Origin of the sequence: Polynucleobacter sp. MWH-UH24A (genome assembly GCF_018687475.1) — a bacterium.
GTDB lineage: Bacteria > Pseudomonadota > Gammaproteobacteria > Burkholderiales > Burkholderiaceae > Polynucleobacter.
Genome location: NZ_CP061292.1, coordinates 372,326 through 385,066 on the forward strand (window position 1 = coordinate 372,326; position 12,741 = coordinate 385,066).

9 protein-coding genes are annotated in these 12,741 nt (G+C 49.2%); 4 read left to right on the forward strand and 5 right to left on the reverse strand.

Features of this window, described 5'->3' with window-relative positions; genetic code table 11:
* Positions 1-18 precede the first annotated feature (18 nt).
* Positions 19-3,609, forward strand: a complete 3,591-nt coding sequence (gene dnaE / locus ICV32_RS01970; protein WP_215371490.1) for a DNA polymerase III subunit alpha — start codon at positions 19-21, stop codon at positions 3,607-3,609.
* Positions 3,610-3,612: 3 nt separating this feature from the next.
* Here dnaE and galU read toward each other — a convergent pair whose 3' ends face one another.
* The gene (gene galU / locus ICV32_RS01975) at positions 3,613-4,485 is read right to left on the reverse strand and encodes a UTP--glucose-1-phosphate uridylyltransferase GalU (RefSeq protein ID WP_215371492.1); all 873 of its coding nucleotides are present in this window, start codon (positions 4,483-4,485) and stop codon (positions 3,613-3,615) included.
* A 140-nt stretch (positions 4,486-4,625) separates the two neighbouring features.
* On the opposite strand from galU, the gene ICV32_RS01980 reads away from it, so the two are divergent.
* Both ICV32_RS01980 and ICV32_RS01985 read left to right on the forward strand, forming a co-directional pair.
* The gene (locus ICV32_RS01980) at positions 4,626-4,904 is read left to right on the forward strand and encodes a type II toxin-antitoxin system RelE/ParE family toxin (RefSeq protein WP_215371493.1); all 279 of its coding nucleotides are present in this window, start codon (positions 4,626-4,628) and stop codon (positions 4,902-4,904) included.
* Positions 4,905-4,924: 20 nt separating this feature from the next.
* Positions 4,925-5,236 carry a HigA family addiction module antitoxin gene (locus tag ICV32_RS01985; protein WP_215371496.1) on the forward strand — a complete coding sequence of 104 codons (312 nt, stop codon included), beginning with the start codon at positions 4,925-4,927 and terminating at the stop codon, positions 5,234-5,236.
* 13 nt (positions 5,237-5,249) lie between these two features.
* On the opposite strand, the gene ICV32_RS01990 is transcribed toward ICV32_RS01985, so the two are convergent.
* Complete coding sequence (locus ICV32_RS01990) at positions 5,250-8,150, reverse strand: valine--tRNA ligase (protein WP_215371497.1); 2,901 nt, start codon at positions 8,148-8,150, stop codon at positions 5,250-5,252.
* Between the two features lie 24 nt (positions 8,151-8,174).
* On the opposite strand from ICV32_RS01990, the gene ICV32_RS01995 reads away from it, so the two are divergent.
* Positions 8,175-10,511: a UvrD-helicase domain-containing protein gene (locus ICV32_RS01995; RefSeq protein ID WP_215371499.1), complete on the forward strand. Its 2,337-nt coding sequence runs from the start codon at positions 8,175-8,177 to the stop codon at positions 10,509-10,511.
* Between the two features lie 9 nt (positions 10,512-10,520).
* On the opposite strand, the gene ICV32_RS02000 is transcribed toward ICV32_RS01995, so the two are convergent.
* From ICV32_RS02000 to ICV32_RS02010, 3 genes are read right to left on the reverse strand one after another with little or no spacing between them, the layout of a single operon-like run.
* Positions 10,521-11,306, reverse strand: a complete 786-nt coding sequence (locus tag ICV32_RS02000) for a BPSS1780 family membrane protein (protein ID WP_215371501.1) — start codon at positions 11,304-11,306, stop codon at positions 10,521-10,523.
* A 16-nt stretch (positions 11,307-11,322) separates the two neighbouring features.
* Positions 11,323-12,300 carry a homoserine kinase gene (locus ICV32_RS02005; RefSeq protein WP_215371502.1) on the reverse strand — a complete coding sequence of 326 codons (978 nt, stop codon included), beginning with the start codon at positions 12,298-12,300 and terminating at the stop codon, positions 11,323-11,325.
* An 8-nt stretch (positions 12,301-12,308) separates the two neighbouring features.
* Positions 12,309-12,719: a hypothetical protein gene (locus tag ICV32_RS02010; RefSeq protein ID WP_215371504.1), complete on the reverse strand. Its 411-nt coding sequence runs from the start codon at positions 12,717-12,719 to the stop codon at positions 12,309-12,311.
* Between the last annotated feature and the right edge of the window lie 22 nt (positions 12,720-12,741).

The window sequence follows — 12,741 nt, forward strand, 5'->3', positions numbered from 1 at the left end:
CAGCTAAAATCATCTCATATGGCGCCCCCTCAATTTATCCATCTGCGTTTGCATTCGGAGTACTCGATTACCGATGGGGTGGTGCGCATCGATGATGCGGTTGAGGCTGCATCCTCTGACATGATGGGTGCGCTGGCACTCACGGATCTGGGTAATTTGTTTGGCCTCATCAAGTTTTACTCGGCAGCCCGCTCCGCAGGGGTCAAACCAATTGCTGGCGCTGATGTGTGGGTGACCAACACCCAAGAGCCCGATCAACCCTATCGCATGTTGCTCTTGGTGCAAAACCATATCGGTTACCTCAATCTGTGTGAACTCCTAAGTAAAGCATCACTCCATAATCAGCGCCATGGAAGAGCGGAGATTCATCCGCAGTGGTTCAGTGAGTCGCTCCCCGCAAACGACAAAGGAGCGAAGAAAAAAACATTGGCTGAGGGCTTAATTGCGCTCTCAGGCGCGCATCAGGGGGATGTGGGAGTTGCGCTCCTTAATGGGGATGAGGTAAGGGCGCGCGAGACAGCCACTCACTGGCAAACGCTCTTTGGTGGCCGCTATTTTGTGGAGCTCCAGCGTTTTGGTCATGCTCAAGAAGAGGCGCATATTCAGCTTGCTTGCCAACTCGCGAGTGATCTAAAAATTCCGGTAGTCGCAACTCATCCGATTCAGTTTATGAAGCCCGAAGATTACACTGCGCATGAAGCGCGCGTGTGCATTGCCGAAGGTGAGTTATTGGGCGACCCACGTCGCCCCAAACGCTTTACCGAAGAGCAATATTTTCTCACGCAAGCGCAAATGCACGAGCGTTTTGCGGATCTCCCTGTAGCACTTGCCAATACGGCAGAAATTGCCAAGATGTGCAATCTCAACCTGACCTTGGGTCAAGCGCGCCTGCCAGAATTTCCAACGCCCGATGGCATGCCTCTTGATCAATATTTGATGCAGCAGGCGGAACTAGGGCTTGATAAAAATCTACGCAGACTCTATCCCAAGGAAGAAGAGCGAGCTGCCCTTGAGCCCCGCTATCGCGAGCGCTTGCGCTTTGAAGTCAATACGATTGCGCAAATGGGGTTCCCAGGCTACTTCTTGATCGTCGCAGACTTCATTAACTGGGCCAAAAATAATGGCGTGCCTGTTGGACCAGGCAGAGGGTCGGGCGCCGGATCCTTAGTCGCCTTCTCATTAGGGATTACCGATCTGGATCCCTTACGCTACAACTTACTCTTTGAGCGTTTTTTAAATCCCGAGCGCGTCTCGATGCCTGACTTTGATATCGACTTTTGTCAGCATGGACGCGATCGCGTGATTGCCTATGTGAAAGAAAAATACGGCAAAGATGCGGTGAGTCAAATTGCTACCTTTGGCACGATGGCAGCGAAGGCAGCGATTCGGGATGTGGGAAGGGTGCTTGAGCAGCCCTATGGCTTTGTCGATGGCATTGCTAAGCTCGTACCGTTTAAGCCAGGCCAAGTGGTCACGATTGAATCGGCGAAGAAAGAAGAAAAGCAACTCGCCGAGCGGGAAAAAAATGAAGAGGAAGTGCGCCAACTCTTGGCGCTTGCGCAGCAGCTCGAGGGCATGACCCGTAACGTGGGCATGCATGCCGGAGGGGTGTTAATTGCGCCTGGCAAACTCACCGATTTTTGCCCGCTCTATACCCAAGATGGGGGCGATGCGAATGCGGGTGTGATTAGCCAATTCGATAAAGATGATGTGGAATCAATTGGTTTGGTAAAATTTGACTTTTTGGGGCTCACGACGCTCACTATTTTGGCGGGGGCCGAGCGTTGGATTCAAAAACTACATACGGAACACAAAGATTGGAGCATCAGTGATATTCCGCTCGATGACCCAAAAGCCTTTGAGCTCTTAAAGCGCGGTAATACGGTTGCCGTGTTCCAGCTGGAAAGTCGGGGCATGCAAGGCATGCTACGCGATGCCAAACCTGATCGCTTTGAGGACATTATTGCGTTGGTGGCGCTGTATCGACCGGGTCCCATGGATCTCATCCCTGATTACATTAAACGCAAACACGGGCAACAGAAGGTTGAATACCCCGATCCTCGCATTGAGCCGGTATTGCGCGAGACCTACGGCATTATGGTCTACCAAGAGCAGGTGATGCAAATGGCGCAGATGATTGGCGGCTACTCCTTAGGGGGAGCCGACCTATTGCGACGCGCGATGGGTAAAAAGAAGCCTGAAGAAATGGCGCAGCATCGACAGATCTTTCGCGAGGGAGCGCAAAAAAATGGACTCACCGAGCACAAGGCTGATGAAATCTATGACCTCATGGAGCGTTTTGCGGGCTATGGGTTTAATAAGTCCCATGCGGCTGCCTATGCGCTATTAGCTTATCAAACCGCCTGGCTCAAGGCCTACTACCCCGCTGAATTTATGGCGGCCAACTTATCGCTCTCAATGGACGACACCGATAAGGTGAAGATTTTGTATGACGATAGTCTGCACAATGGTTTGAAGATCCTGCCGCCGGATATTAATACCGGCATGTACGAGTTCACACCGATTGCAGATCCTAATGATCAAGACCAAAGCGTGGGGATTCGTACGATTCGTTATGGCTTGGGAGCGGTGCGAGGGACTGGTGAGGGTGCAATCCAAATCATTGTGGAGGCTCGCAAGAATGGATCATTTAAAGATCTGTTTGATTTCTGTGCCCGGGTCGATCGCCGCCAAGTCAATCGCCGTGCCATCGAAGCCTTGATTCGGGCGGGGGCGTTTGATTCGATTACGACCGATGCCGCTAAAGGCCTAATGAATAACTATGATGCTCGCTCTACTCTTCTTGCATCGCTCTCACGTGCGATTGAAGCCGCCGAGCAAGCCGAAGCCTCGGTGCATCAGGTAAGCCTCTTTGATGCTGAGGATGTGGCGCAAGCGCATGCACCCGAGTACGTGAAGGAACTGCCTTTTTCGGAAAAGAAACGTTTGCAAGATGAGAAAGCGGCATTGGGTCTATGTTTAACCGGACATTTGTTTGATGCCTACCGGCCTGAAGTGACGCACTTTATTCGTCAACCACTCATCAAGCTCATCGAGGGTAAGGATCAATTAGTCGCTGGCATCATTACCTCGTCACGGATGCTCATGGGGCAACGTGGGCGCATGATGATCGCCACGATTGATGATGGTACTACAGCGGTTGAACTCACGCTCTATAGCGAAGTGTATGAACCCAATCGCTCTTGGCTCAAAGAAGACGAGCTACTAATTGCCAAGGTGAACGTAAGCCCCGATAAGTTCTCAGGGGGCTTGCGAATTGTTGCCGAGAGCGTGATGGATATTGTGGGCGCACGTTTGCGTTTTGCGAGAAACGTTCATCTCAATTTAGATACCGGCATTGATCTGAAAGTTCTGAAAGCCCAGATCAATCCGTTTTTAGTCAAAGCCCCAATGGGGAACGCCCCACAAAATCCACCAAAAGGACTGCCATTAACTGCTGCTGTGATGGCCAAAGGTGGGGCTTGTTTAGTTCAGTTTCCAGAAGACGTGCGTCTTTACCCGGATGACAATTGCCTACGTAACTTGCATCAGATTTTGGGAAGCAAAACAGGCTCAAGCCCTAATCCGGTGGAAATTCAGTATGCGTAACTTTTATGACCGATTTTTGAGATAGATCTCAAAGTCGTCTTTGAGCTCAGGATGCTTGAGTGCAAATTCAATCGTTGCCTTAAGGTAGCCCAATTTACTACCGCAGTCATAGCGCACACCCTCGTACTCATAGGCAAGTACTGACTCATCCTGTAGGAGAGTTTGTATGGCATCGGTGAGTTGATATTCCCCGCCTGAACCAGGCTTAAGATTACGAATGTGGCCAAAGATCGAGGACGAAAGGATATAACGACCCACCACCCCAAGATTTGATGGGGCATCCTTAGCTGCAGGCTTTTCAATAATTCCAGTAACGGAGTGAATTCCTGTACCTTGGGTTTTGGCTGCTACGACTCCATAGGACTTCGTTTGCTCCGGCAGAATTTTCTCAACAGCTAAGACTGAAGCATTGTGTTTGGCATGTAGATCAACCATTTGTTTGAGTACGGGAGTTTTGCCATCCAACAAATCATCGGCCAAGATAATGGCAAAAGGCTCATCACGCACCAATTTCTCGGCACACAAAACCGCATGCCCAAGACCCAATGGCTCGGCTTGGCGGACATAGACGCAATCCACATGGCTGGGTTTGATGTTGCGCACAATCTCTAGAAGACTTTGCTTATTCTTCGCCTCTAGTTCTGCCTCAAGTTCATAGGCCTTATCAAAATGATCTTCGATGGCGCGCTTACTGCGACCAGTTACAAAAATCATTTCCGTAATACCAGCAGCAATGGCTTCCTCAACCGCATACTGAATTAATGGCTTATCCACCACATTGAGCATTTCTTTGGGGGATGCCTTAGTGGCTGGTAAAAAGCGAGTCCCCAGGCCGGCAACAGGAAAGACTGCTTTGGTAATCGGTTTGGTTAACATAATTGTAATTATGCCCTTATTAGAAGTAATTCCTGGGGTTTTTAGTAAGTAATAAGCAAAGCATAAATAGTGAATTAATTACATTTGACATATTGTAATTAATGCCATTACAATGTAATAACTTGCATTACAATTAATAAATGATTATCCAATTTAAACATCGTGGTTTGCAATTATTTTTTACAAAAGGCAGTTATAAAGGAATTCCCGTGCAGTTTGCATCTCGGATAGAGCGGATTCTTGATCGACTAGATTCGTCGATGAGCCCTAATGATATGAATTTGCCAGGATATCGATTTCATGAGTTAAAGGGAAGGCGAAAAGGGGTCTATGCGGTCTCGGTATCTGGTAACTGGAGAATCAGTTTTGAGTTTAAGGACTCCGATGTAGTTAATGTTAATTTGGAGGACTATCACTAATGAAGAATATTAAAAATAGTATGCGTAATCCTTCCCGAAGGCCAACGCATCCCGGCGCAGTTCTACGTGAGGATATTTTGCCTTCACTCGGAATCAGTCAGGCAGCCCTAGCGGAATATTTAGGAGTCAGCCGATTGACGGTGTCTGAAATTTTGCTTGAAAAACGTGCCGTAAGTGCGGAAATGGCCATGCGCATCTCAAAGGCAATTGGCGGATCCCCGGAGAGTTGGTTGCAGATGCAATCTGCCGTTGATCTATGGGATGTTGCGCAACGATTTAAGCAAGACCCGGCGAAGTTGCCTAAACCAATCCCAAATTTAGCTTTCGCTTGATTGACTAAGCCTACTAGCTCAGTTTATTAAGCTGTTCACTTAGCTTCGCATGACTTACTTCAAAATCCGCTAACCGTTTTTTCTCCTGCTCGAGAACTGCGGCAGGAGCACGAGCCACAAAGGATTCATTACTTAATTTGCTCTGGCATTTGGCGATCTCGTTGGCAAGACGCGTAATTTCTTTGGTAAGCCGCGCTTGCTCTGCTTTGGGATCAACCTCAATCTTCAGCAATAACTTATTGCGACCCACGAGAGCAATCGGCGCCCCAGGCGCATCTTTTTCCAAAGTGGATTCATCGGTCACGATTTTCACTTCGGAGAGCTTTGCTAGTGCGCTTAAATAAGGAGCCGCTTTGGTTAAAAACTCTTTATCGCCATAAATCCATAAAGGTACCTTCTGAGCAGGCGAGATTTGCATTTCTCCGCGTAGGTTGCGGCACGCATCAATAATGCTTTTAACCTCACCTATCCATGCCTCGCTGGTTGGATCAATCTTGTCACTTTTCGATACGGGATAGGGTTGAAGTGCAATCGATTGCGATGGTTGATTGGCAAGCACCTTACCACTCTTGGGACCAATGGTTTGCCATAATTCCTCAGTGATAAAAGGAATGATGGGGTGAGCTAGGCGCAAAATGGTCTCGAGAACACGCAAGAGTGTTCTGCGGGTTGCCCGTTGCTGAGCAGGAGTGCCCTGTTGCAACTGAACCTTAGCGAGCTCTAAATACCAATCGCAGTACTCATCCCACACAAATTGGTAAATGGCGAGTGCAATATTGTCAAAGCGGTAGTCAGCAAAGCCCTTAGTAACATCGGCCTCGGTGCGCTGCAGTTGTGAGACGATCCAGCGATCCGCTGGCGAGAAATCCAGATACCCTTCAGGACCGCATTGGTTATCGCACGGTGCAAAGCCATTGTCTTTTTCATCACCGGGGCAGCTCATCAGGACAAAGCGCGTGGCATTCCATAATTTGTTGCAAAAGTTACGGTAACCCTCGCAACGTTTTTGATCAAAGTTAATATTGCGTCCCAATGAAGCAAGCGAGGCAAAAGTAAAGCGCAATGCATCGGTGCCAAAGGCCGGAATACCTTCTGAAAACTCTTTCTTGGTTTTTTTGGTAATACTCTCGGCTTGCTTGGGGTTCATTAACCCAGACGTGCGTTTTTGAACCAAGTCATCGAGCGCAATGCCATCAATCAAATCAATCGGATCCAAAGTATTGCCTTTGGACTTGCTCATTTTCTGGCCTTCGGCATCGCGCACTAAGCCATGCACATACACAGTTTTAAATGGCACCTTCCCAGTAAAGTGGCAGGTCATCATCACCATGCGCGCGACCCAAAAGAAAATAATGTCAAAGCCGGTGACCAAGACCGAGGAGGGTAAAAAGTGATCAAGCTCTTTGGTTTGTTTGGACCACCCCAGTGAACTAAATGGCACCAAGGCAGAGCTAAACCAGGTATCAAGTACATCCTCATCACGCTTCAGTTCACCGCTATAACCGGCAGCCTTGGCTTTGGCCTTGGCTTCATCGGCATTGCGCGCCACAAAGATCTCGCCATTATTTCCATACCATGCGGGGATTTGATGGCCCCACCACAATTGCCGCGAGATACACCAGTCTTGAATGTTCTCGAGCCACTGGGTGTAGGTTGAGATCCAGTTCTCAGGAACCAGTTGAATGTCGCCCGAGGTAACCGCATTCAAGGCAGCTCCTGCAATCGATTGACCTGGTTGGTAACGATTATCAGGACTCGCTTTAGACATCGCCACAAACCACTGATCGGTGAGCATGGGCTCAATCACAGTTTGAGTTCGATCACCCCGTGGGACCATTAAGGTGTGCGGGTTGACTTTTTCAAGTAGATTGGCTGCTTCGAGATCAGCCACAATTTGCTTACGAGCGGCAAAGCGATCAAGCCCCTGATAGACCTTCGGAGCATGCTCGTTAATCTTCGCATCGAGCGTTAAGACATTAATGAGTGGTAACTGATGACGCTGACCTACAGCATAGTCATTAAAGTCATGGGCGGGAGTGACTTTAACTACCCCAGTCCCAAAACTCATATCCACATAGGTATCCGCAATAATTGGGAGACTGCGTTGGCAAAGAGGAAGCTCAACAGTTTTACCAATCAGGTGGCGGTAGCGCTCATCGTCCGGATGCACCATCACTGCTACGTCACCTAAGAGGGTCTCAGGGCGCGTGGTCGCGACTACTAGGTGGCCACTCCCATCGGAGAGTGGATAGCGAATGTGCCAAAGGCTACCTTGTTCCTCGGTACTGACCACTTCTAAATCCGAAACCGCAGTACCTAAGACCGGATCCCAGTTCACGAGACGCTTGCCGCGATAGATTAGACCTTGTTCAAAGAGAGTAACAAAGACCTCCACCACCGCCTCGGACATCTTCGGATCCATCGTGAAATACTCACGTGACCAATCAATCGATGCCCCTAGACGCCGAATCTGGCGCGTAATCGTGGAACCGGATTCTTCTTTCCATTCCCAGACTTTTTTGAGGAAGGCTTCGCGTCCAAGATCATGACGAGAAATTTTTTGGGCATCGAGTTGGCGTTCCACCACAATTTGGGTGGCAATTCCGGCGTGGTCGGTGCCTGGAACCCAGAGGGTATTTTTGCCGGACATGCGTGCATAGCGCACCAAGCCATCCATGATGGTTTGATTAAAGGCGTGACCCATATGCAAGGTGCCCGTGACATTCGGTGGTGGTAACTGAATGCAAAAATTATCCTTACCATCATCCACCTTAGCAGTGGCAATGCCGCGTGTTTCCCACTCGGGTCCCCAGAACGCTTCAATGGGAGCCGGCTCATACGACTTGGCTAGTTTGGCTAAGTCAGGATTTTGATCTGGCGAGGGTTTTTCGGGGGAGTTGGCGGTGTCAGGCATAAGCATCAAATTATAATTGGGACGATGTACGCTGATTTACTTGAGAACCTTAATCCCGAACAACGGGAGGCGGTAACCTTACCTCCAACTCACCCCGATGGACGCCCTCAATCAGCACTGATTTTGGCGGGTGCGGGTAGCGGCAAAACCCGCGTTTTAACTACCCGTATTGCGTGGCTTATTCAAACCGGGCAAATTTCTCCGATTGGGGTTTTGGCGGTCACCTTTACCAATAAAGCAGCCAAAGAAATGTTGACCCGCCTGGGTGCCATGCTGCCAATCAATACCCGGGGCATGTGGGTGGGAACCTTTCATGGTCTGTGTAATCGATTGCTACGCGCGCATCATCGCGACGCAGGTTTGCCATCGACCTTTCAAATCTTGGATACCCAAGATCAACTCTCGGCGATTAAGCGCCTTCTAAAGAGTCTTAATGTTGATGATGAGAAATTCCCACCGCGGCAATTGCAGTATTTCATTGCCAATGCCAAAGAGCGGGGTAAGCGTGCCAAAGATCTCGATCCGGGTGATGATTTTGAGGCCCGCATGATTCAGTTGTATGAGGCATACGATGCCCAATGTCAGCGCGAAGGAGTGTGCGACTTTTCGGAGCTCTTGTTGCGCAGTTATGAGTTGCTCAAACATCACGAGCTAATCCGCACGCATTATCAGGAGCGCTTTAAACATATCCTGATTGATGAGTTTCAAGATACCAATGCCTTGCAATATGCTTGGCTCAAACTCCTGGCCGGCAATGGTCAGATAACCAGCAGCTCGGTGTTTGCCGTTGGTGACGATGATCAGAGTATCTATGCATTTCGGGGTGCGGATGTTGAGAACATGCGGCTCTATGAGAAGCAGTTTAAACCCGTCACTGTCAAACTGGAGCAAAACTACCGCTCACATGGACATATTCTCGATGCCGCAAATCATTTGATTGCGCATAATCAAGATCGCTTGGGCAAGAACCTGCGAACTGAGGCCGGGGTCGGTGAGCCAGTGCGTATTTATGAGGCCGCCAGCGATGGCATAGAGTGCGCTTGGTTGATTGATGAGATCAAGGCGTTGATTCGTAGCGGTATGAGTCGCAGTGAGATCGCGGTGCTCTACCGCAGCAACGCCCAGTCGCGCATTATTGAGCACGGACTGTTCTCAGCCAATATTCCGTATCGTGTTTATGGGGGCTTGCGCTTTTTTGAACGTTCCGAGATTAAGCATGCATTAGCGTACATGCGCTTACTCGAGAATCCAAATGACGATACCTCGTTTGCACGGGTTGTGAACTTTCCAGCGCGCGGGATTGGGGCGCGTTCGATCGAAGCCTTACAAGACGCTGCCAAACAGCATCAATGCTCATTCTATGCAGCAGCCTCGTTCATCGAAGGGAAAGCCGGCAATAGCATCACAGGGTTTGTGCGCCTCATTGAACATCTGCGCGACGCGACCAAACACAATACCTTGCCGGAGACAGTGGAGTACGTGATTCAGCATAGTGGCTTGATTCAGCATTACTTGACGGAGCGTGAGGGGCAAGATCGTGTTGAGAACTTACAGGAACTGATTAATGCTGCGACCGCGTTTGTGGCCGAAGAGGGTTATGGTCAAGACGTTCAAGCTGCTACGCCACCCAGCCCTGAGCAAGCTGGGGTGGAAGACATTTCTCCGCTGGCCGGATTTTTGGCCCATGCATCGCTTGAGGCTGGGGATAATCAAGCCGAGGCCGGTCAGGATGCGATTCAGTTAATGACCGTGCATTCGGCCAAAGGCTTAGAGTTCTCCGCAGTCTTTATGACTGGTCTCGAAGAAGGATTATTTCCGCATGAGAACAGTATTTCAGAACCCCGTGGGTTGGAAGAAGAGCGACGCCTTATGTATGTGGCGATTACGCGTGCTAAAGAGCGTTTGTATCTTTCGCATACGCAATCACGCATGCTTCATGGCCAAGTGCGCTACAACATGCCCTCACGCTTTTTGGATGAACTGCCCACCGAGAGTCTCAAGCACTTAACTCCCAAAGCAAAAGATGCGCGTTGGGGCGCCGCATCGTGGCAAAAAGGACGATCTGCGAATACAAACAGTGTCGATGAGTTGTGGTGGGGCGGTAACGAGAGCGATGTACCGGTGCGAAACGATCAGGCCAGTAACGCGATTGTCACGAGCCCTCTGCAGTTAGAGCAAAACAAGAAGCGCGGACATTCTTTTCGGGTGGGGCAAGAGGTGTTCCATACGAAGTTTGGTGAAGGGCGTGTGACTGCACTAGAGGGCGAGGGAGTCGATGCCAAAGCGCAAGTGAACTTCAAACGCCATGGCGCAAAGTGGTTGCAGCTATCGATTGCTAAGCTAGTGGCGGTTGAGACCTAATACCCCGGTCTAATTTGGCAACTGCTCGTAATCATTGCCGGTAAAGCAACCCTTCCAGGTCGCAAAGAACGAGCAATACATCACGGTTAATGCAGCCATAGAGAAGGGCGCCACCACAAAAGAAGCGTAACGGCTCAAACCAATAATATCCATGAACATTCCAAGCGTGAGCGGAATCACAATTAACACCACACTCCAGATGGTGATGTAGTAAAAGAAAGCACCTTTGTTCGTCCAACAGGCCATCCAACTGGCAAACAAGGCTTTAGTGGGTGGCATATCAGCCCAAGCTACCAGAACTGGGGCAAACCACATGAGCATGGCTACTGGAATATACAAAATGCCACCGATCATCAGCGAGTAATACAACTGTTGCATGACCTCGGAGGTGATGGGTTTGTCATTGGTAATGAAAGGTAAGAGAGCCTGAAAATCAATCACCATGCTGGCAATCAAGCTCATGGTGAAGATCATGAGGGCATACACCAATCCCAGTTGGAGGATGCGCTTTTTAACCTCCGGATTATTCGTGCGAAATGCAGCTAGATAGACCGTTGGCAAAATCCGCTCTTTTTGAATAGTTTGACGACACGCGGTCATAAAGCCAACCGATAGAGCGGGGGTCAAAATGAGAACCGCAAACACACCGGCCAATGGAATCAGGATGGCCAACTGAGCCAGAAAAACATACATAAAGACCAGCATTAAAAAGCCCAACGGGTTTTGTTTAAAGAGCCAAACTCCCTGGCGGACCCATACATAGCCCTCATTGGTTGCAACGGGATTGAGATTCATAGGCGCTTAGCTTACCTTAACTTGTGTGACGGCGGTTACGAAGAATTCTCTCAAAATGGCTGGGGTCATGCGCAGTGAGCATCTGTGCATTGCGGGGTAAATAAAAATCCCACAAGCGCGAGATCCAAAATCGCAAGGCTGCGGCACGCAACATCGCGCCCCACGATTCTTCTTCGCCATCGGTGAGTGGGCGCACTGCCATATAGGATGCTAATAAGGCATGTAAACGCTCGCGATTGAGGGCACCTGAGCCATTCGTAAAGGGTTCCTCAAGACACCAATCATTAGCAGTGACGGCTAAATCAAACAACCATTTGTCATTGCCTGCGAAGTAGAAGTCAAAAAACCCACCTAAGGATTGCTGACTGTTGTGTGTAGTAAAAAGAACATTATCCCGAAATAAATCGCAATGGCAGGGGCCCTCAGGCAGGGATTGATAAACGGCAGATTGAAAAAACGCTTCCTGAAATTGCATCTCAGATAAGAGTAATTCTTTTTGAGAAGCATTGAGGTGCGGCGTGATCACAGGAACGGTCTCTTGCCACCAGGAGAGGCTGCGTAAATTAGGTTGGGATCGTGGAAATGATTGACCAGCTAAATGCATCTTGGCAAGTTCTCTACCAACTGCGTCACAATGCTCGCCCTGCGGAGTGAGTTCCGATTGGCCTGAGAGTTTACTAACGATAGCCGCTGGCTTTCCTTTAATTTCAAACCATAAGCGCCCAACATGATTAGCCATTGGTTTAGGCACCGAAATACCTTGATTGGCAAGATGGAGCATGAGCTCCAAGTAATAGGGGAGCTGTGCGGCACTTAAACGTTCAAAGATGGTTAGAACGTAGTGATTGACTTCGGATAATTTGCAATCAAGAAAGAAATTCGAGTTTTCAATCCCACCATGAATACCTTTGAGTTCAATGGCATCGCCAATTGCAAAATCGTTTGCAATCCGAGGCGCAATCTCGTCAAGAGTCAGGGGGGTGTAGACCGCCATGCGCCAAATTACTTTAGAGGAATCCGAATACTCGGAACGCTGATCAAATTATCGGATGACATCCCGCCTGCTGGAAATACGGTTTGTGGTGGCGACATTTCATAGGTACCGAAGGCCGATTTCACTTCAATTTCGGTTGGTAAATTGCTATCTCGGTATTCCCGGATTTGGGTGCCAAAAGGATCGGTGTATTCAAAGCTGGGTTTGCGCTCTTCCTTGACGCCAAGACCTGCAGGATTTCTCGATGATGGCGCTAATGGCTGATTGTTAATCTGATTCAGATCTTCTTTGCTTAGCGCTTGTGTGCCTGATGACTGCGCACATACCCCATGCGATACGAGCAGGGTAAGACACGCAATTACTGCATGCCGCTTCATCAGCGGGCTAGGATTCAGAGGTAATTTCAGAGCCATCATCATTTATTTATGAATTGAGAATTCT

What these genes read in the sequence shown, in the direction of transcription:
- dnaE (WP_215371490.1), top strand. Translation starts at nt 19, where the DNA reads ATGGCGCCCCCTCAATTTATCCATCTGCGTTTGCATTCGGAGTACTCG.
- galU (WP_215371492.1), bottom strand. Translation starts at nt 4,485, where the DNA reads ATGTTAACCAAACCGATTACCAAAGCAGTCTTTCCTGTTGCCGGCCTG.
- ICV32_RS01980 (WP_215371493.1), top strand. Translation starts at nt 4,626, where the DNA reads ATGATTATCCAATTTAAACATCGTGGTTTGCAATTATTTTTTACAAAA.
- ICV32_RS01985 (WP_215371496.1), top strand. Translation starts at nt 4,925, where the DNA reads ATGCGTAATCCTTCCCGAAGGCCAACGCATCCCGGCGCAGTTCTACGT.
- ICV32_RS01990 (WP_215371497.1), bottom strand. Translation starts at nt 8,150, where the DNA reads ATGCCTGACACCGCCAACTCCCCCGAAAAACCCTCGCCAGATCAAAAT.
- ICV32_RS01995 (WP_215371499.1), top strand. Translation starts at nt 8,175, where the DNA reads ATGTACGCTGATTTACTTGAGAACCTTAATCCCGAACAACGGGAGGCG.
- ICV32_RS02000 (WP_215371501.1), bottom strand. Translation starts at nt 11,306, where the DNA reads ATGAATCTCAATCCCGTTGCAACCAATGAGGGCTATGTATGGGTCCGC.
- ICV32_RS02005 (WP_215371502.1), bottom strand. Translation starts at nt 12,300, where the DNA reads ATGGCGGTCTACACCCCCCTGACTCTTGACGAGATTGCGCCTCGGATT.
- ICV32_RS02010 (WP_215371504.1), bottom strand. Translation starts at nt 12,719, where the DNA reads ATGATGATGGCTCTGAAATTACCTCTGAATCCTAGCCCGCTGATGAAG.